This window comes from Acinetobacter sp. YH01024 (assembly GCF_013420195.1).
Lineage (GTDB): Bacteria > Pseudomonadota > Gammaproteobacteria > Pseudomonadales > Moraxellaceae > Acinetobacter > Acinetobacter amyesii.
This window is the reverse complement of sequence record NZ_VOYQ01000044.1, coordinates 1-18,910: the sequence shown is the minus strand read 5'-3', so window position 1 is coordinate 18,910 and position 18,910 is coordinate 1. Positions and strand designations below refer to the sequence as shown.

The window sequence follows — 18,910 nt, the reverse complement described above, 5'->3', positions numbered from 1 at the left end:
AAATAGAACAGAATCATGCGAGTGGGGTATTGAATGGATTTTAATTGGTCTTATACATTCAGTTTGTTTTCACATAAAAACTTTTGGGCCGCAACTTGGACCGTCATTGAACTCAGCGTATTGGTTTGGGTGGTCGGCATTGTATTGGGCTTTGTACTGGCGTTGGGCAAACAGTCTAAATTCAAACCTTTGGCATGGTCGAGTGATCTTTATATTTGGTTCTTTAGAAGCTTACCGCTGCTGGTGCTGCTGGTTTTTGTTTATAACCTGCCGCAAATTTTCCCAGCTTCGAGTGTGCTTTTGGCGTCGCCATTTATTGCAGGTCTGATTGCTATGACTTTAAGTGAAGCGGCTTATATTGCAGAGATTCACCGTGGCGGTCTAACAGCGGTGCATAAGGGGCAAATTGAAGCGGGTAAGGCGCTAGGCATGAAATATTCAGGCATTCAGCGTTTAGTGATGATTCCGCAAGCCTTTCGTGTTGCGCTTCCAGCACTGGGTAATGAATATGTTTCCATTGTAAAACTCACATCTTTGGTTTCGGTCATTTCACTCACTGAAATTTTATTGGTCGGTCAGCGTTTATATACCCAAAACTTTTTGGTGATGGAAACCATGCTGGCCGTAGCATTCTATTATGTGCTGATCGTGACTGTCTTTGGCTGGTTGCTCGGCTGGTTTGAACGCCGTATAGATATTACGAACCGTAAACCAGGGATGCTGGCAGAAAATGATCCGCTGCTGCAGCTGCCGCAAGCTTCTGTGCGTGCGCGTAAAGAGATCAATACTGAACGCAATGGCGAATATGCATTGGAAGCTATTGATATTCATAAAGCCTATGGTGAGCATGAAGTCCTGAAAGGGATTGATTTAAAAGTGAAATGGGGTGAGGTCATTTCCGTTATTGGGCCATCGGGTTCAGGTAAAACGACATTTATCCGTACTTTAAATGGCTTAGAAAGCTTGAATAAAGGCACAGTCAATTTATTGGGTCAGCCTTTCTTAAAAGATCAGGAATTAACTGATGAATCGCCTGCATATAAACAGCAAATTGTAAATGTCGGAATGGTGTTCCAAAGCTTTAACCTGTTTCCGCATAAAACGATTTTGGAAAATGTCATGCTTGCACCGCTGTATCACAAGCGCGGTACGGTGCTGGATAACAAAATTACGGCTTTAGCGATGTTGGAAAAAGTCGGTATGAAAAGGCATGCCAATAAGTTTCCGCACCAGCTTTCAGGTGGTCAGCAGCAGCGTGTGGCGATTGCCCGTGCGCTAGCCATGCAGCCGTCGATTATTCTGTTTGATGAACCAACTTCAGCATTAGACCCTGAATTGGTCAATGAAGTGCTGAAAGTGATTGAAGAATTGGCACAAGAAGGCTTAACCATGATTATTGTGACCCATGAAATGCGCTTTGCTTTTCAAGTATCTGATCGTGTAATGTTTATGGAAAACGGTCATGTGGTATTAAATGATACACCAGAAGCATTAATGCAGTCTGATAATGAGCGGTTCCAAAAATTTATTGCCAAGGATTAACTTTTTATAAAACCTCTAAGTAGTATTTCTATTTAAATTAAAGAAAGCAGTCATTATTGGCTGCTTTTTTCATATTTTAATCGCTAAATTTTAAATTCTATTTTTATAAAGCTTTGCATAAAAAAATCCAAATCGGATTCTGTATATGTTTGTTCTATCTTCAAATGACAGATAAACATAAAGAGTTGGGTGGATGGGGTATGAAAAATAAATCAATGTTCATTGGGGCTATCGTTGGCGGTTTACTATTGGCTGGCTGCTCGAAACAGTCAGAACCAACTGCAGATTCGGCAGCGCCGGTAGCAGAAAAACGTTTGGTCACTGTAGGTTCAGACCTGACTTTCCCTCCATACGAGTATTTGAAAGATGGCGTGCCAAGCGGTGTCAGCGTTGAAATCATGGAAAAGATTGCTGAAGTTGACGGTAGCTATAAGGCCGACTGGGTGGATACACGCTGGGCGAATCTGATCCCTGGTTTGAAAGGCGAAAAGTACGATATTTTATTTTCATCTATGTACATCACGCCTGAGCGTCTTGAACAGATTGATATGATCCCTTACTACAAAACAGATATTTCATTGCTGGTGCGTCATGATTCCAAGCTTGCACCTAAAGGGCCAAATGATTTGTGCGGTGCTGTAGTGGGCGTAATGAAAGGTACTGCGTTCTCAACTCAGGCACATGAAATTTCAGCGAAAAATTGTGTAGCAAATGGTAAGAAAGCGCTGATGATCCGTGAGTTTGAAACATCGCCGCAAACCACGCAGGCGCTATTAGCGCATGCTGTAGAAATCCAATATGACGATGCCGCAGTCATGAAAGCGGCTGAAACTAGCTTAGCTGGCAAAGTGAAGATTACGTCGACAGAACAATTCTTCCCGACAGTAGGAGGTATTGGCATCCGTAAAGGTGATACCGAAACGTATAAGCTCGTTGAGGAAGGTTTGAATCGTATTAAAGCCTCAGGCGAATATGAAGAAATTTTGACTGCATATGGCTTAAAAGCACCGACTGAAGAAGACATTGCAGCAGTCATGAATAAATAAAAGCGAATAGGATGAGCAAATGTTAAATCAAAACCAAATTGAACAATTTCACCGTGACGGTTTTTTAGTTGTCGAAAATGTCGTAGATGCTGCGGAATTACAGGGTTTACGTCAGCAGTTGGAAGCATGGATTGACGAAAGCCGAGGCTTTGCAGAAGCTTATGGAGAAACCATTGATGGACGCTCGCGCTTTGATGTCGATCCTGCGGATCACAGCTCAGAACATCCTGCACTGCGTCGTGTTAGTTCTCCGACGGAAATTTCAGATGCATATTTTGAAACAGCCATTCATTCTAATATGGCGCAAATGGCTGGAGAGCTCATTGGAGGCAGCGGCACCCGTTTTCACCACAGTAAAGTAAATGCTAAACTGCCGCATACAGCGACCACTGTGAAATGGCATCAAGATTTTCCATTCACGCCGCATACTAATGATGACATGATCACAGCGTTATTGATGGTGGGTGAGGTGACAGAAGACAATGGCCCGCTGCAGGTGATTCCGGGCAGCCAAAAGGGCGAGTTGTATAACCATTGGCAAGATGGCCGTTTCACAGGCAAAGTGGAAGATGAAGTCGAGGCGGAGCAGTGCCAAAAATTTGTGTCTTGCACAGGCCCTGCAGGCTCAGTCTGTTTCATGCATACCCGTTTGCTGCATGCATCTGGTGCAAATAATACTGAGTTGCCGCGTTATTTATTCATTACGGTATATGCAGCAGAAGATGCGGTTGCATTGTCAGATAACCCGCTGCCAAGCGTGCACCAAGGGCAATTGGTTTATGGACAAGAAAGCGGGCAAGTACGTATGACAGCGAATCATTTGAAAATGCCGCAAAAGCCCAAGGGGGCCTCTTTCTTTGTACAACAAGCCGGTTTAGAAATGGCTTAACGAATTTAGAACGAGAGTGAAAAAAAGAGCTTCAATTGAAGCTCTTTTTTATTGTTTAAGTTTTCTTAGTCCATAAAGCTTGGATCTTCAGCTGCCAAAATTTCTTTCATTTCTTCGAAATGTGCGATGCTGAAATCTTCAATTTTTTCCCAATCCTGCGCTGTTTTTTCTGCCACAGCATCATCCAAAATATTTAAGGTTTGGCCAGTGGAATAGGCATGAATCAGGATTTGACTTGAGCGCTCAAAGGTATACATATCATCAAAAGCAAGGCCGATATCATGTGAGCCGATCAGTACACCGTGGTTGCCCATCAGCAGTCGGGTATTGGTCTGCAGCAGCTGAGCAAGACGCTGACCTTCAGCGATCTGATCTGCCATGCCTGAATAATGTGAATCATAAGAAACACGGTTAAAGTAGCGTGCGCTGTTTTGCTCAATCGGCAGCAAGGTCGGATTTTTTAGGCAGGAAAGCGCAGTTGCATAAATCGGGTGTAAATGCATGATGACTTTAATATCAGGGCGCAGCTTATGAATTTGGCCATGAATGGCCCATGCGGTTGAGTCTATTTTGCCTTTTTCAAAACTGCCTGCATCATCAGCATGGACCAAGATTAAATCACTGGCCTTTACCTTAGAAAAATGTACCCATTTCGGATTTAGTAAAAAAGATTTTCCGTCCTCTGAAACAGCGGCACTGAAGTGGTTGGCGACTGCCTCATGCATGCCTAATTTTGCACTCAAACGCAGTGCTGCTGCGAGGTCTATACGAATTTGCTGTTCTGTTTTCATCATATTGCTCTGCTTAGAATATGAGAAAAGTCTATTACTGTTTAATCAAAAGCTTGCATCGCTTTTTTTGGAGTATTGCGTAGGAATTTCAAAATTACAATCTCGAAAAATCTCACGTATAACAGTTCTAAAACGTACATAAAGTACTCAAGGAGTATTGCAGTGAGTGTAATGTTAAAAGTGAAACCATTAGTAGCAGCGGCATGTTTGGTTTGGGGTTTAACTGCATGCAGTAAAAGTGCGGATACGGCATCATCAGCGGCATCGGCTTCTGATGCGGCAGCTGCAGGCCAGACCTATCAGATAGGCAGTGATATGACATTCCCGCCATTTGAATATATGGAAAATGACAAACCTGCTGGTTTTGACATTGATGTAGCCAATCAAATCTTTGCACATTCAAATGCTCAAGCAAATTTTATCGACAGCCGTTTTTCTAACTTGATTACGGGTTTGGAAGCGAAAAAATTTGATTTAGTGATGTCAGGTTTATACATCACCAAAGAGCGTTTAGAAAAAGTGGATATGGTTCCGTATTACATGACGACAGAGGCTTTGCTCGCATTGGCGGATTCTGAATATCAGCCGAAAACCCGTGATGATTTATGCGGTAAAACAATTTCTGCGCAAAAAGGCTCAATGTTCCCTGAGCAGCTGCGCCAAATGTCTGCAGAAAGCTGTGTAGCGAAGGGTAAAGCGGCCATCACCATACGTGAGTTTGATACCTCGCCTGAGTCAGTGCAGGCGCTGCTGTCTAAAGCAGTGGATGCGCATTATGACGATACCAGTGTAGCGATGAGCACTGCAGAAAAGCTGAAAGGCCGTGTTCAAATCAGTTCGACAGAGCAATTTTTCCCAGTTCTAGGCGGTATTGCGATCCGTAAGGGAGATACAGCCATGCTGGAAAAAGTCACCCAAGGTTTGGATGCCATGAAACAGTCTGGTGAATTTGACAAGCTGCTGGTGAAGTACAACTTGCAAGCGCCTAGCGCTGAAGAAATTGCGAAATACATGCCGAAATAGGCATAGATCGATCCTCTATTTTCATTCTCCTATTTTCCTAGCTTCGTTTAAAACGAAGCGCTGCAGGGGCTTTTGCAAAAAAGCCCGCAGTACACACTTGACTTAACAACAGGTATAGAGATTTAAATAATGCAAAAGAAAGCTTTAAATTATTGTGTTTCATTGTTGCTGTTGGGGTGTGCGGCTACACCTGCTATAGCTGCAGATTTATCCATTGGGGATCCAAAAACTGACTTAGGGGAATTAAAACTCTCAGGTTTTTTAAGAGTGAAATACCAAGACAAAAGCTGGACGGAAAATGATCATAAGTTGACCTTCGATGCAGCGCGTATCAACTTGGACTATACTTCACCGAAAATTTTTGGTCATTTAGAGTATCGCTGCTATCAATATAATAAGCTGTGCGATTTTTCCACATTGGTCGATGCTTATGTGGGTTATAACATTAACGACAGTCATTTGATTCAAGCAGGTTTGCAGCCTGTGCCGTTTGGGCCGGGGCGCTTTTGGGAAAGCAACTATTATGGCGGTGTCATTACACAGATTGGCTTAGAAGACGTACATAATGTCGGGCTGAAATACCAAGGCAAGTTTGATACAGGCACGCAAGTGGAATTGGCTTACTTTACTGGAGATGGCGGCAGCTACAGCGGCCCTTATTCAGAAGATGCCAGCCGTTACACTACAAACTTCGTTAAACCTGAAGATTCAAGCCTGACACATTTAGATGAACAAAATATGTTTATTGGCCGTGTAAAGCAGGAAATCCGAAGTCTGCCGGAACCGATGAAAGGGAACATTGGTGCATCGTATTGGCAGTCGGATATTGAAAACAAAACCAATGGCCAAACGGGTGACCGTCAAGCATGGGCGGTATTTGGCAATGTGAGCTATAACAATCTGGGGTTTGGCTTAACACTGGGTAAAAATGAAATGGATAACAAAGATCCGCTGACGCCCAAAACATCTTTAATGGGTTCATTTGATGATAATTTTATGGTGGCAAATGAGGGGATGTTCTATACCGCAGATGTCAGCTATAAGTTTAAGAATGTAGGCAAACTGGATGCGGTTATGCCGTATGCCATGTACAGCAGTTATGTGAAGTCTGAAGACGGTTATGACGATTCATCGCGTAATTTACTGGGAGTAGCGGCTTATTATAAAAACATGAGCTTTGTGGCTGAATATATTATGGGTAAAAATGACTTCCTGATTGGCGGCCCGAGTAGCTCGTATGCGCAAGGCGGCGATGATAATACGCATGAACTGTTGAATCTGCAGTTCTATTACAATTTCTAAGTCAGATACTTTCGATTAAACTCACACCGTATAAAGCAATTTATACGGTGTTTTTATCTGCCTGAAATTTAGTTTTTGCAGTGCTGTTCAGGATACATGTGGAATTGACGTATCAAGTTTGGTGAATTTTGTTTCAATCGCTGAATATTGAGTTCGATGATGAATTACGAACAAGCAGAAATGAGGCAGGAGGTATTTGAAAAGCTTCATATCACGAAGTACGGGATCAGACTTTATCTGAAAATTTGCATTAAATTTTGTTGCGCAAATTAAAATGGTTTCGGGAGAGTTTGCAATATCAATAACTACTTGGATATCGATTACTATTTTATCTGGACACTTTTGTTTGCTTTATCTTTGAATGGGATTACACAAAACTGTGGAATATTGATTAAAATTAGGCTTATAACAGTAAAAACCATGGAAAAAGCACCATTGAGTAGAATAGTGCTCTTTGTATTTGTGTAAGGTTTTGAAATTTATTGATAAAATAAATTGATTTCTTATAACGTGTATTATGTTTATTTTAGGGAAATAACTAATTTGAAAGGGATTTTTAATGGATCTTTATCATAGAAGAGTGCTTTTAATTGGAGGATTTTTACTATTTTTATTATTATTAATTTTTAATATTTTATTTTCTATCTTTGTATCAAAAATGGTAGATAAACAATATGAACAAGGAAACTTTAAAGTCGGAGAAATTTGTTATCTCGGTTATAAGCCTCATTCAAGAAAATCTACAGGAGCATATACCTCGATAGATAGTTATTATTTTTTAGTTGATGGTTTAAAGAGCCAGAACTTCGTTAGACCCTATTTTCCATTTAAAAAGCAATTTCCAAATTTTATAAAAAAAATGGATAGAACAAAATGTTATAAAGCTGAATATTTAGAAGTAAATATTTTCTTCTACAAACAGAGGGGGATATATCAATTAATTGATTTTAATGACTTTATTTTACGGTTTTATGATGAACCCCCTATAACTTCTAAATGAATAATTCTATGAATCGAGCCTTTTATCATCGATTGAACATAATGGCGATTATACGAAATGCGGAAGTTAGAACCAATTTAAATGGGACAAGTTAGATATGATTCACTGCCATTAATTTGTTAGATTTTAGGTCCATCATTAGAAGAATATGCAGAATAGTTTCAAAGCTGTTAACACTAAAATGAAGGAATAAAAAAGAGGCGACCAACGCCTCTTTTCAGTTTTATAAATTAAGCTACCTCGCCTAAACCTTTCGGTATGCCGTTACGACCTGGGAAGTCTTTCGCAAGCTTGCGCGCATTTGGCATTTGCAGCCAGAGGCGTAAAAGTTTGCGGCGCTTATCAGCTTCATCATAATCTTCAAATGAAGTGCGCGAATGCATGACACAGTAGTTATTACAGAACTGAATATCGCCCGGTTCTAACATCATATCGAGCCTTAAGCTTGGATCATGGCTAATTTCATCAAAAATATTCAGGGCATCCATTTGTACTTGGGACAGTGGAACGTTTCTGCGGTCATGGCCTAATTCAATATAATAGCGTAAGTAGCGGCAGGCCAATTTACAGTCAAAATAACTGAAAATCGGACTCAGTGAAGGTTCGGTTTCTCCCAAATGGTCATACCAAGCTGGGTGATAGTAATAGCCTAAGTATTCGGGATATTGTTCTAAAATACGGTTATAAACCGTAGATGAGCTGACAATGCTGCTGAGGCCGCCAGTTTTAGCTTTACGAATTGAGAGCAGACCAACGACATCACTTAAGTCCGCATGGTAGGGCAAATAGCTGTTGGTTTCATAAACACGGGTCATTTTTTTGCTTTTATCACCTATGTTTTCGACATAACCAATGAGGTCGCCGCGTGCATTTTGTGTCACGCTGTTTCCCATGTATAAACCCATCAAATAGTAAATATTGCTCATTTCAAGTTCATTGTATTTTTCTGGGTCTAAACCGCGAATCACAATGAAACCATAGCCGTTTTCCAATTCATTAGAAATATAGGCAATTTCCTTTAAAAAAGCGTCATCCTGAATGACGACATCCGATTTTACAAAATTGGGCGCAGCTAAGTTTTTTGCCGCCAATACTTGCAGGCTGTGGTCAAAAATGCTTAATACATGTGGTGATAAGTGGTAGATCCAATCGGTTTTTTCGGCAATCTCTGCCCCGATCCATGCACACTTATCTGTAATTTTTGATTTTAAAATGGTGGTCATAATATCCTCAATTTTGAAATGGTCAGAGCAAAGCTGAACAGAGATTGAATGAAAAATGCACACATAAATGGAGAGAGATTCATGTGTGCATAAAGGTAGAAATTAGGCGGTGTTTTTGAGTAGATTTTTATCGGTTTGGTATTCTTGGTATTTACGTTGAATATCAATGTGTTCAGCGATGTATTTAGCATCATGCCAAACGCCCCAAATAAAGCTTGAACCGCGACCAGTCAAATAGGGCAAACCAAGGAAATAGATCCCGCGCTCATCTGAAATGCCTCGTTTATGTTTCGGTTTTTTTTGCTCATCAAAGGCATTGACTTGCAGCCAGTCAAAGTCATAACTGAAGCCTGAAGCCCAAATGACGCTCGTAATGTTGGCGGCTTGCATATCCAGCTCTAAAATCGGCTGCGTTACGCATTCTGGGTTAGGCAGCAGCTGACGCGCTTGCGGTTCAGCAGGCAGGTCGAGGCCATTGGCACGCACATATTCATCTGCTTGGTCGTAAAAGGCATGCAGCGCAGCATCACCAGATTCAAGGTTTTGTTTCAGGTCAGCTTTGAATTGAATTTTTTGACCGTCAAATGAATCGGTCATGCCCAATAGGGTAATGCCTTGTTTTGCTAAGGCGCGGAAATCAATATTTATACCGCCATGCGCGCCGCTTACGGCTAAACCTTTGAGCGGCCCTTTATCTGTACGCATAAAGTCCCAGCCGCCAAGTACGCCTAGCCACCATACATTGTCACGGTTGCGGTAAGTACGCGGCGGACGTTCATGTTGACCGATAGATAGATAAACTTTTTTACCAGAACGGTTGATTTCATCTGCAATCTGCACACCAGAAGAACCTGAACCAATCACTAAAACAGCACCTTCAGGCAGCTGCTGCGGGTTTTTGTATTGGTCTGAATGGATTTGGTAAAACTCAGGTTTTTGCAGAGCGACGGGAGGAATCACTGCTTTTTGAAATGCGCCTGTTGCTGATACTAAGCGCTGCGTATAAATCGTGCCTTCGGAGGTTTCTACTGTAAACCCAAGGCGCTGATCGGTTTTATAAACTTTGAATACTTCAACACCGGTATGAATCGGCAAGTTAAACTTTTCTGCATAGTTTTGGAAATAGTCTGCGACTTGGTCATGATGAATAAAGCTGTCAGGGTCTGCGTCAAATTCCATATTTGGAAAGCGGTCATGCCAGCAAGGGCCATTTGCGACTAATGAATCCCAGCGGCGTGTACGCCAAGCTTCAGCAATACGGTTTTTTTCCAAAACGACGTGAGAAATGCCTAGCGCATTTAAATGCTCACTCATCGCAATTCCTGCTTGGCCTGCACCCACTACAACCGTATCCACAGTCAAATTATTTAATTTCATATTATTCATCCTTCCTACATGCACGCTGGTGTAAGTACGCTGTATTTAGCCCAGTGCTGAAACTTTTTCCGTTTCATACCTAGACATCTGTTTCGATGAATTGACTATAGATAGTGGTAAAGAAAAGAGAAAATCATATAAGCAAAACAAGTGCATCAAAAAAACCGAATTGCTTGCACAGCGTGATTTTCATATAAAAGTCACAAGAAATTTAAGTTTGTAATTTTGATTTATTGTTCAAAAAAAGCAGTTTTAAAACATTGGTTGGGCAGTAAATCATTCGGTAAAGAAGGGTACAAAATGAAATCACGCGCAGCTGTCGCATTTGGTCCAGGCCAGTCACTGAAAATTGTAGAACTGGATGTTGCTCCGCCGCAGGCAGGAGAAGTCTTGGTTAAAATTACCCATACTGGTGTTTGCCATACCGATGCTTTTACGCTGTCAGGTTCAGATCCTGAAGGTATTTTCCCTGCGGTGCTGGGGCATGAGGGTGCGGGCATTGTGGTTGAAGTCGGTGAGGGCGTGACCAGTGTAAAACCCGGTGATCACGTCATTCCATTGTATACAGCAGAATGCGGCGAGTGCTTGTTCTGTAAATCAGGTAAAACCAACCTATGCGTGTCGGTACGTGCAACGCAGGGCAAAGGCGTGATGCCGGACGGTACAACGCGTTTTTCATATAATGGCGAACCTATATACCATTATATGGGCTGTTCAACCTTTTCTGAATATACGGTTGTGGCCGAAGTTTCACTGGCAAAAATCAATCCTGAAGCGAATCCTGAACACGTTTGTCTGCTTGGCTGTGGAGTAACAACAGGTATTGGCGCAGTGCATAACACCGCGAAAGTGCAAGAAGGAGACACAGTTGCTGTATTTGGTTTAGGCGGTATTGGTCTGGCAGTCGTGCAAGGTGCACGCCAAGCCAAAGCAGGCCGTATTATTGTGGTGGATACCAACCCTGAAAAGTTCAAGCTTGCAGAAGAGTTTGGCGCAACAGACTTTTTAAATCCTAAAGACTATGAACAGCCGATTCAGCAGGTGATTGTGGAAATGACAGGCTGGGGGGTGGATCATTCCTTTGAATGCATCGGCAATACCCATGTCATGCGTTCGGCGCTTGAGTCTGCACATCGTGGCTGGGGACAGTCTGTGATTATTGGTGTCGCAGGTGCAGGGCAGGAAATTTCAACACGCCCATTCCAGCTGGTGACGGGACGTACGTGGAAAGGTACAGCCTTTGGCGGGGTAAAAGGCCGCAGTCAGCTGCCAGGCATGGTAGAAGATGCGATGAAAGGAGAGATTCGGCTCGAACCATTTGTCACGCACACTATGAGCTTAGAACAAATTAATGAAGCTTTTGATTTGATGCACGAAGGAAAATCGATTCGTACCGTAATTCATTTTAGTGAATAAAGCTTCAGTCCAACCTAAAAGCCCTGAATGATTCAGGGCTTTTTTGATTGTGGATTCAACTGTCTTTTAAAAAATGCATTGAGTTCACTCATTTTCGGCAAGTGATCAAAGCTTTGATCTGCTTCAGAGGGTATTTGCCATGCAGTTTTAGAACTGAGGCAAAAGTTTAAGCGGGTTGATATGGCAGGGCTTTGAGCTAATAGGCCGAGTGGAATCCAGATCCAATCGGTATTGCGTACAGTATTTGGAAGTGTAGAGCGGCAGTGAGAACAAAAGTAAGAAGTAAAACCTGAAGCTTTATAATAGCTTTGAATCTGTTCTTGGCCTTGGCGCCATTGAAAAGCGCTGCAGTGGATAAGTGATGCGGCATTTGCACCCGTACCGCTTTGTTTACGGCATAAACTGCAATGGCAATGATAAATGGTATGGATGTCTTGCAGTACCTGAAATTGGACATCGCCGCATAGGCAGCTGCCGTTATAGCTCATGTTTTTGCTGATCTTGTTATATATGAGATTTATTTTTAAGTTTTTTACACATTTTTCGCAAGTTCATAAGCGCATAAAAAAACCAATGCTGAAAATGGGTCAGCATTGGTATCAGGAGGGAACTTTAAAAATTAATGGTCAAGCCACGAACGGAAATTCATCCTCAGGCAGGGCATCGCCCGTCTGTAATTTGTCGATCAAATGCGGATATTGTGGAGAGGTTTTTCCGCCTCGATCGACATAAACGGCATCATCGCCTAACCAGCGGAAAGAGACCGCACGGCGTGCATGCTGTTTCGAGCTATTGCCTGGTGCGCCGTGTATAGTCCGAAAGTCAAAGGCAATCGCATCACCGGGTTCCAGTTCCCAGCCGAGAATGCTGTAGTCCTCACGGTGAGCGTCAATATCTGGCAGCATCTCTTCTTTAGCGCCTTCATGTTCATAATATTCGCCATTAAAGCCCTGAGCTTTAAAGTGTTTACCCCAGAGATGTGAACCCGCCACAAACTCAATACTGGACTCGCGTGAAATCGGATCAAGCGGAATCCATAAGCTTAAGGTTTGCTTTGCATTTACAGGGTAATAAGGCGCGTCATGATGCCAAGGTGTCACTTTTGCTGAGCCAGTACCTTTTACCAAAACATGCTCATGAAACATACGTACCGCTTGCGCATTCATAATGTTTTTTACAATATCGGCCGCGGGGCTCTTACGAATAAATTGGTCAAAAGCCTCAATTCTCTGCCAATTGCAGTAGTCCGCCCAAAAGCGGCCCTCTGTTTGCCCCGGCGTATAGTCACGAAACCATTGACCTGGGTTTTGTTCATTGACGGCAACGCCTTGTTCCAAAACATCTATCCAATCTTTAAAAAGACCGCGCAGAATCACTACGCCATCTCGTGCAAATATTTGCTGCTCTTCTTTGAACATGAACGGCTCCTGAGAAGTAAATACCTATATGCCTATCATCAAAACTTGGGGGAATGATGATGGAAAAAATATAAGCTTTTGCCTGAGCAGACGAAATTCATCTTTTTCAAATGAGAGATTTGTTTTTTTGGAATTACGTTGTAGACAACTTGTATCTCACTTTAATTAATCTTTTGTTGATATTCTCAATTTTTCCAGAACATTGACATCGTAGAGGTCTCCAGTTCGAGTCTGGATATACCTACCAAGATTTGTTGTTAAGTCAACACATTAAAGCCCACTGTAAAAGTGGACTTTTTTATTGCAAAAAAATATTTATAGAATTAAGCAACTTTTATATTTTTTGTCATTAACTCTACACCCGTCGCTTTCTGAATGTGTTCCAAACTTACATCTTTAGCAAGCTCAACAAGCTCAACTCTAGCAGGGGTAATATCTAAAACTCCAAGGTCTGTGATCACTCTGTTGACCACACCTTTACCGGTTAATGGAAGCGTACACTGTTTTAAAATTTTGGGATTGCCATCTTTTGCTGAGTGCTCCATGAGAACAACAATTTTTTGTACACCTGCAACCAAATCCATTGCACCGCCCATACCTTTGACTTTTTTACCCGGGATCATCCAGTTGGCTAAGTCACCGCTTTCTGAAACTTCCATCGCTCCTAAAATTGCCACATTGATATGACCGCCGCGAATCATAGCAAAGGATTCAGAACTGGAAAAAAAGGCAGCACCTGAACGTGCCGTCACCGTTTGTTTTCCAGCATTAATTAAATCTGCATCAACGGTTTTTTGCGTTGGAAACTCACCAATACCCAATAAGCCATTTTCAGATTGAAGCCAGACATTCATATCATTAGGAATATAATTTGCAACCAGCGTTGGAAGGCCAATTCCTAAATTTACATAGAAACCATCTTCAAGCTCTTGTACTGCGCGCTGCGCCATTTCATTACGTGTCCAAGCCATGATTTAAGCCTCCACTTTTAGGGTCATTTGTTCAATGCGTTTATTGGGCGCAGTATTGAGTACCAAGCGGTTGACATAGATGCCGGGTAAATGGATATCATCTGGATCTAGCTCACCAATTTCGACAATCTGCTTAACTTCAACCACCGTCATTTTGCCGGCCATTGCACATTCGGAATTAAAGTTTCTCGCAGTTTTCTAAAGATTAAATTGCCAGCTTTATCTGCTTTATAGGCTTTAACCAAGGCAATATCTGTGGTGATGGTCTGTTCTAAAATATAGTCTTTACCGCCAAAGTTACGGACTTCTTTACCTTCCGCAATTAAAGTACCGACACCCGTTTGAGTAAAAAAGGCTTGGTTGCGAGGTCTTTAAAACAAACCCATTGCAGAGTAATGATTAACTATTACTAATTCTTGTTGCTTAATACAGATTTTAACAGTGGTTACTTTTTTGGTTAACTCAACTTATAAACTCAGAATAATATTCATAAAAAACATATATATAAATTCTTATGTGATGCGTAATATACGCATCACATAAGAATGCTTATTTTTGATATAATTTAGATAATGGGGATCATTATGCTGGTTTATAAAAATTTATGAGTCTTACGGAAACACAAGTACGAAAGTCATATCCAAAAGAAAAAATTTACTTTTTAGCTGATGATGATGGTTTAAGCTTAAAAGTCGATCCTAATGGAAAAAAGTCTTGGAGTTATCGATATTCAGTTGCAGAAACGGGTAAAAGACCACGAGTCACTCTAGGTACATATCCTGAGATGAATCTCAAAGAGGCTAGAGTGGCCAGAGACTCCTATAAGGCAACTAAATTTTCTACACAAAATTTAGTTCAGGAGAAAATTCAAACTTTTAAAGTTGTTTGTGAAGAATGGTTAGAGTTTAAAACAAATAATTCATTTAAAGATCAACCACGTGGTGGTGTAATCCAATTAGCGAATGCATGTTTAATAAATGACATTTATCCCGTTATTGGTGATATAGATTTTAGCAAAATTAAAAGAACTGATTTAGTTAAGGTAATTAAGCAGATTGAAAATAGGGGAGTTAAGGAACCTGTAAAAAAAGCGTATAGCTATTTAAATCAAATCTATGATTTTGCAGTTGCAATGGGATACTGTGATTATAATCAAGCTTATGGTCTCAATAAAATATTATTGAAAGGGAAATTAAAGAAAAATTATCCCTATTTAAAAGATGAAGAAATTTCTAATTTTATTCTTAGAATAACTCAACTAAATACAGATCCGATTATAAAAAAAGCAATCCTATTTAAATTATATACTGGAGTCAGGGGGGCAGAGTTATTGTCTGCAGAACCTCATCATTTTGATTTTGACAACAAAATTTGGAAAATACCTGCTTTACATATCAAGCAATATCGTCGAAAAGTGATAGCAGGTTATGATATTCCAGATTTTTTAGTCCCGTTATCATCGCAAGCGGTGAGCATTGTTAGATCTGCACTAGAGTGGTCACAAGGCGATCGTTATGTTTTTGCCAGCCCAAAAATTAAAGATAAGCCATTGCATTTTAACACAATAAATTCAGCCATTCGTAAGATGGGATACAAAACAAATGAGCTATCCTCACACGGTTTAAGATCAACATTCAGTACTATTTTAAATGATTCTGGCTTATTTCAAGATAGTTGGATTGAGGCTCAGCTTTCACATGTAGATAAGAATAAAACACGTGCTAGTTATAACCATGCAGATTATATTCAACAAAGAGCTGATATGATGCAGTGGTGGGGTGACTATTTAGAAAATAAATCAAAATCTAGTTTATAGGTAATTTAAATTAAACTATTTTGATTTAATAATAAATTTTAAACCAAATGCATTTAACAACTTATTTATAGAATCTAATGTTGGATTACTATCAGGTTGCTCCATTTTCTGTAAAGTCTGTGGTGCTATTTTAGTAATTTTACTCATTTCATTTAATGTTAAATGTAGTTCTTTTCTAATGTATGATGCAATCTGGTAAATTTGCCACTCAGGATTGTTATTTATATTTTCTAAGACTTGTAAGCGTTTATTCATTTGCTCGATTGCCGTCATAGGCTTATAACGTTTATCCATTAGAAAGCTCCTGAATCTGTTGGCATATATTCAATATACGATGATGACTATTTTGTAGAATCTCATCATCTATATTTATTTTTTTCATTTCATCGAGCAAATTTTCATACAGTGGCAATTGTTGAATCATTGTATGTTTAATTTCAGTTGAATCTATTCCTGTACATTCTTCTATTTGCGTTATGACAGATCCCCATATAGGCATTCCTCCATGGTCATCTTTTTCCCAACGTGTAGTACGTGCAATTCCGTCAGGATGAAGCCACATTGGTGCAAAATCGAAGAGGGGGGTTAATTGAATTGTGCCGTCATTTAAACGTTGAATTGCGGTATTACGGGTATGATTATCCTTATTTCCTAATGCAACATTAGCGATATCTCGTTTCAAATATTCAAAAATTTCAGCTTTTGGTGATGAGCAACATTCCATGATCAATGTACAGATTTGATTATGTGTCATTTTAACGCCGAAGCCAGCTTTACCACTTAAAGAGGCTAGGCTTTCTTGTGCAACTCTTTCGACTTTACCATTGATAATTTGGCGATCAAAACGTGGAATAAATAGCGTTCTCTGGTGAAGTTCCAAGTCCTTGAACACTCTTAGACCTAAATACCGAGCTATTTTCATGTAAATTGCTTCATGTAACAGTATTTTTTCCAGTTTTTGGTCATTTCCACGACTAAATTTAACCAGCCAATGCTTTGCTGCTAGTTCATCTGGAAGACTGTGATCTAAATAAAACAGACCATCATATCCTTGTGTTAGTAATAGTTTAGGCCATTCACCTTGAACACCTGAAGAACCAGCAACAAATAAGCCATATGATGCAAGTGACTCAATGAAATCTTCTTTCCTTTCAATTATTTCGCTTAGGCTAAATCCACGAGGTTTCACTGTCGGAAAATGATCTTGAAGCCAGTCATAAGCTTCTTTAATTCGTAGATTACCAATAGGATTACCTGCCCCAGATTTCAGTAGGGGCCAATCAGCTTGTTCTTCTGCATTAATTGAAAAACCCAGCTGATTTAAAAGCTCCTTTCGCCCATAACCTTGAGGTAGCAAGTCCATGAGAAATGCTGGCCATTGGTTTTCTAAGTTGTTTTGTACATTGACTGGAAATTGGAATGATAGAGCATGACCATCCCTTAAATCCATATGTTCAATAGCATATTCAAATAAGTATGACGTTCGTGTAGATGCTCTCCAGCCTTGCTCTTGACTAGCAATTAATTCAACGATAGCGCAATCTTGCCATTCGTTATTTTGAAAAATTTGAAGTGTGCAATATTGATTCATATATGTATTAAAATAAAATATTAGTTTCTATTTTGGCTATATTTATTTATTATAGTAGATATATATTAAATTTCCTACTCTGATTTAGAATCATTTAATTTGCACTATAAGCAATCATTTTAAACGTCATAACTTGTCGTATTGCTAAATTACTAACTTCTTTATGCAATTTTTTTGATTAAATATTCAAAAGGAGAAAATAAATGGAATAACTTAATCCATCTGATCTAAAAGCGATTCTACATTCAAAAAGAGCAATTCTGTATTATTTAGAACATACCCGTGTCATGCAGGAAGATGGGCGTGTCTTATATCTGACTGAAGCTAAGAAAAGTTAGACAAATTGTTGTACAACAAGATAAATTTGTTGATGACGCACTGGACATAGCATTTAAAGAAATATATTAAACATATTAAACCTAACTTAATCTAATTGGACTTTGTTGCACAAACCTACCTCTAAGGGCTTATTCAGTAATATAATACTCATAAGCTCACACCAAAAATCTATCGTACAACCAATTGTCCACCTACAATAAAGCCTTGATCAATCGAGGAAATATATCAATTTGGTTTGATTCAGCGACCCAATGGTTGCTCCGTCCATTGATAAACACGGGTGAAATCAAACCTATTCTGATACAGCAATCCAATGCTGCTTAATGATTAAATTCCTATTTCGTCTGTCTTTACGCATGGTCACTGGCTCTGTTCAAAGCCTGATTAAACTATGCGGTCTAGATTGGACTGCACCAGATTACACTACACTTTGTAGAAACCTGAGTTCGATGAAATCCACTTAGCCTTTTAACATATTTTGGAAAGTTGGCTTATCTATATATTCATGGCATCGGGGTAGATGCGCGATCTTAAAATTGCAGAACAACATTTGCAAAAAGCGGCTTTACAAGGACATCTTGAGGTGTTAGCGCAATTGGAAAATATTCACACTTTTTTAAATGTAACTTAATAGTATTGGGTTTGAGTTGAGTTTAATTAAACGAAAGAGACGTATCGAGGTGGATGCGTCTCTTTTTTCATCAATAAGGGACTTTTCGCTTACATAAAGCCAAACAAAGTTAGGCGCCGAAGCCTTGGAATATATGAATTTTCTTGATTAAATACCGCCGTATTTTATAAAAAATCGATTTTTGATAATAAACATGCTGAACAATATTTATTCTGCACTTGAGAAATTGGGCATTAGTCCACAAAAACGTGCTTTGCACATTCAATTTTCAAATTCGACATTAAATCAGGCGGTATTTTTACAACGCATTGATGGGGAACATGCCTTAAGTGAAGGTTTGAATGTTCAGCTCATCTGTCTCTCAACTTCTGCCACCTTAGAACTCAAACAATTTATTGGTACACAAGCCGCAATCGATCAGGTAACCGATGCGGGTCAACTTTTTCGTATTACCGGGATCATTACAGAAGCATTTCAAGGCCAAAGTGATGGTGCATTAACGCTATATAAGTTGACCTTAGAAGATGCAACGGCA

General features: G+C 40.1%; 17 protein-coding genes and 2 pseudogenes. 10 read left to right on the top strand and 9 right to left on the bottom strand.

The window, feature by feature from the left end; genetic code table 11:
* The first annotated feature begins 33 nt into the window (after positions 1–33).
* From FTT88_RS17470 to FTT88_RS14190, 3 genes are all read left to right on the top strand, one after another.
* A complete protein-coding gene (locus FTT88_RS17470) occupies positions 34–1,542 on the top strand; it encodes an amino acid ABC transporter permease/ATP-binding protein (protein WP_111885199.1) in 1,509 nt (502 codons plus the stop codon).
* Between the two features lie 200 nt (positions 1,543–1,742).
* Positions 1,743–2,588 (top strand): transporter substrate-binding domain-containing protein, encoded by an 846-nt coding sequence (locus FTT88_RS14195; RefSeq protein ID WP_111885234.1) that lies wholly within the window; start codon positions 1,743–1,745, stop codon positions 2,586–2,588.
* A gap of 19 nt (positions 2,589–2,607) precedes the next feature.
* Positions 2,608–3,477: a phytanoyl-CoA dioxygenase family protein gene (locus tag FTT88_RS14190; protein WP_111885198.1), complete on the top strand. Its 870-nt coding sequence runs from the start codon at positions 2,608–2,610 to the stop codon at positions 3,475–3,477.
* Positions 3,478–3,542: 65 nt separating this feature from the next.
* On the opposite strand, the gene FTT88_RS14185 is transcribed toward FTT88_RS14190, so the two are convergent.
* The gene (locus FTT88_RS14185; protein ID WP_249682337.1) at positions 3,543–4,271 is read right to left on the bottom strand and encodes a class II aldolase and adducin N-terminal domain-containing protein; all 729 of its coding nucleotides are present in this window, start codon (positions 4,269–4,271) and stop codon (positions 3,543–3,545) included.
* 168 nt (positions 4,272–4,439) lie between these two features.
* Here FTT88_RS14185 and FTT88_RS14180 point away from each other — a divergent pair, with 168 nt between their 5' ends.
* The 3 genes from FTT88_RS14180 (at position 4,440) to FTT88_RS14170 (ending at position 7,593) form a co-directional block, all read left to right on the top strand.
* A complete protein-coding gene (locus FTT88_RS14180) occupies positions 4,440–5,291 on the top strand; it encodes an ABC transporter substrate-binding protein (RefSeq protein ID WP_111885197.1) in 852 nt (283 codons plus the stop codon).
* 129 nt (positions 5,292–5,420) lie between these two features.
* On the top strand, positions 5,421–6,593 hold the full coding sequence (locus FTT88_RS14175; RefSeq protein ID WP_180174053.1) for a hypothetical protein: 1,173 nt from the start codon (positions 5,421–5,423) through the stop codon (positions 6,591–6,593).
* Between the two features lie 559 nt (positions 6,594–7,152).
* Positions 7,153–7,593 carry a hypothetical protein gene (locus tag FTT88_RS14170; protein ID WP_111885195.1) on the top strand — a complete coding sequence of 147 codons (441 nt, stop codon included), beginning with the start codon at positions 7,153–7,155 and terminating at the stop codon, positions 7,591–7,593.
* Positions 7,594–7,823: 230 nt separating this feature from the next.
* On the opposite strand, the gene FTT88_RS14165 is transcribed toward FTT88_RS14170, so the two are convergent.
* A complete protein-coding gene (locus FTT88_RS14165; protein ID WP_180174052.1) occupies positions 7,824–8,816 on the bottom strand; it encodes a TauD/TfdA family dioxygenase in 993 nt (330 codons plus the stop codon).
* A gap of 102 nt (positions 8,817–8,918) precedes the next feature.
* On the bottom strand, positions 8,919–10,193 hold the full coding sequence (locus FTT88_RS14160) for an NAD(P)/FAD-dependent oxidoreductase (protein ID WP_111885194.1): 1,275 nt from the start codon (positions 10,191–10,193) through the stop codon (positions 8,919–8,921).
* Between the two features lie 300 nt (positions 10,194–10,493).
* Between FTT88_RS14160 and FTT88_RS14155 the strand changes: the two genes are divergently transcribed.
* Positions 10,494–11,609: an S-(hydroxymethyl)glutathione dehydrogenase/class III alcohol dehydrogenase gene (locus FTT88_RS14155; protein ID WP_111885193.1), complete on the top strand. Its 1,116-nt coding sequence runs from the start codon at positions 10,494–10,496 to the stop codon at positions 11,607–11,609.
* Between the two features lie 32 nt (positions 11,610–11,641).
* On the opposite strand, the gene FTT88_RS14150 is transcribed toward FTT88_RS14155, so the two are convergent.
* From FTT88_RS14150 to FTT88_RS14135, 4 genes and pseudogenes are all read right to left on the bottom strand, one after another.
* The gene (locus tag FTT88_RS14150) at positions 11,642–12,097 is read right to left on the bottom strand and encodes a GFA family protein (protein WP_180174051.1); all 456 of its coding nucleotides are present in this window, start codon (positions 12,095–12,097) and stop codon (positions 11,642–11,644) included.
* A gap of 138 nt (positions 12,098–12,235) precedes the next feature.
* Complete coding sequence (locus FTT88_RS14145) at positions 12,236–13,027, bottom strand: phytanoyl-CoA dioxygenase family protein (RefSeq protein WP_111885191.1); 792 nt, start codon at positions 13,025–13,027, stop codon at positions 12,236–12,238.
* A 323-nt stretch (positions 13,028–13,350) separates the two neighbouring features.
* Positions 13,351–13,998 carry a 3-oxoacid CoA-transferase subunit B gene (locus tag FTT88_RS14140; protein WP_180174050.1) on the bottom strand — a complete coding sequence of 216 codons (648 nt, stop codon included), beginning with the start codon at positions 13,996–13,998 and terminating at the stop codon, positions 13,351–13,353.
* A gap of 3 nt (positions 13,999–14,001) precedes the next feature.
* Positions 14,002–14,354 (bottom strand): annotated as a pseudogene (locus FTT88_RS14135) (CoA transferase subunit A); the annotation flags it as partial.
* A 248-nt stretch (positions 14,355–14,602) separates the two neighbouring features.
* On the opposite strand from FTT88_RS14135, the gene FTT88_RS14130 reads away from it, so the two are divergent.
* Positions 14,603–15,814, top strand: coding sequence for a tyrosine-type recombinase/integrase (locus FTT88_RS14130; RefSeq protein ID WP_111886099.1), 1,212 nt, complete (start codon positions 14,603–14,605; stop codon positions 15,812–15,814).
* A 15-nt stretch (positions 15,815–15,829) separates the two neighbouring features.
* Here FTT88_RS14130 and FTT88_RS14125 read toward each other — a convergent pair whose 3' ends face one another.
* A complete protein-coding gene (locus FTT88_RS14125) occupies positions 15,830–16,108 on the bottom strand; it encodes a helix-turn-helix domain-containing protein (RefSeq protein WP_004871362.1) in 279 nt (92 codons plus the stop codon).
* Positions 16,101–17,405 (bottom strand): type II toxin-antitoxin system HipA family toxin, encoded by a 1,305-nt coding sequence (locus tag FTT88_RS14120; RefSeq protein WP_180106989.1) that lies wholly within the window; start codon positions 17,403–17,405, stop codon positions 16,101–16,103. The genes FTT88_RS14125 and FTT88_RS14120 overlap by 8 nt, the downstream gene beginning before the upstream one ends.
* A gap of 505 nt (positions 17,406–17,910) precedes the next feature.
* On the opposite strand from FTT88_RS14120, the pseudogene FTT88_RS14110 reads away from it, so the two are divergent.
* Both FTT88_RS14110 and FTT88_RS14105 read left to right on the top strand, forming a co-directional pair.
* A pseudogene (locus FTT88_RS14110) lies at positions 17,911–18,181 on the top strand (transposase); the annotation flags it as partial.
* A 387-nt stretch (positions 18,182–18,568) separates the two neighbouring features.
* The coding region (locus FTT88_RS14105) for a contractile injection system protein, VgrG/Pvc8 family (RefSeq protein WP_257233088.1) at positions 18,569–18,910 on the top strand (342 nt) is incomplete at its 3' end.

What these genes read in the sequence shown, in the direction of transcription:
- FTT88_RS17470 (WP_111885199.1), top strand. Translation starts at nt 34, where the DNA reads ATGGATTTTAATTGGTCTTATACATTCAGTTTGTTTTCACATAAAAAC.
- FTT88_RS14195 (WP_111885234.1), top strand. Translation starts at nt 1,743, where the DNA reads ATGAAAAATAAATCAATGTTCATTGGGGCTATCGTTGGCGGTTTACTA.
- FTT88_RS14190 (WP_111885198.1), top strand. Translation starts at nt 2,608, where the DNA reads ATGTTAAATCAAAACCAAATTGAACAATTTCACCGTGACGGTTTTTTA.
- FTT88_RS14185 (WP_249682337.1), bottom strand. Translation starts at nt 4,271, where the DNA reads ATGATGAAAACAGAACAGCAAATTCGTATAGACCTCGCAGCAGCACTG.
- FTT88_RS14180 (WP_111885197.1), top strand. Translation starts at nt 4,440, where the DNA reads ATGTTAAAAGTGAAACCATTAGTAGCAGCGGCATGTTTGGTTTGGGGT.
- FTT88_RS14175 (WP_180174053.1), top strand. Translation starts at nt 5,421, where the DNA reads ATGCAAAAGAAAGCTTTAAATTATTGTGTTTCATTGTTGCTGTTGGGG.
- FTT88_RS14170 (WP_111885195.1), top strand. Translation starts at nt 7,153, where the DNA reads ATGGATCTTTATCATAGAAGAGTGCTTTTAATTGGAGGATTTTTACTA.
- FTT88_RS14165 (WP_180174052.1), bottom strand. Translation starts at nt 8,816, where the DNA reads ATGACCACCATTTTAAAATCAAAAATTACAGATAAGTGTGCATGGATC.
- FTT88_RS14160 (WP_111885194.1), bottom strand. Translation starts at nt 10,193, where the DNA reads ATGAAATTAAATAATTTGACTGTGGATACGGTTGTAGTGGGTGCAGGC.
- FTT88_RS14155 (WP_111885193.1), top strand. Translation starts at nt 10,494, where the DNA reads ATGAAATCACGCGCAGCTGTCGCATTTGGTCCAGGCCAGTCACTGAAA.
- FTT88_RS14150 (WP_180174051.1), bottom strand. Translation starts at nt 12,097, where the DNA reads ATGAGCTATAACGGCAGCTGCCTATGCGGCGATGTCCAATTTCAGGTA.
- FTT88_RS14145 (WP_111885191.1), bottom strand. Translation starts at nt 13,027, where the DNA reads ATGTTCAAAGAAGAGCAGCAAATATTTGCACGAGATGGCGTAGTGATT.
- FTT88_RS14140 (WP_180174050.1), bottom strand. Translation starts at nt 13,998, where the DNA reads ATGGCTTGGACACGTAATGAAATGGCGCAGCGCGCAGTACAAGAGCTT.
- FTT88_RS14130 (WP_111886099.1), top strand. Translation starts at nt 14,603, where the DNA reads ATGAGTCTTACGGAAACACAAGTACGAAAGTCATATCCAAAAGAAAAA.
- FTT88_RS14125 (WP_004871362.1), bottom strand. Translation starts at nt 16,108, where the DNA reads ATGGATAAACGTTATAAGCCTATGACGGCAATCGAGCAAATGAATAAA.
- FTT88_RS14120 (WP_180106989.1), bottom strand. Translation starts at nt 17,405, where the DNA reads ATGAATCAATATTGCACACTTCAAATTTTTCAAAATAACGAATGGCAA.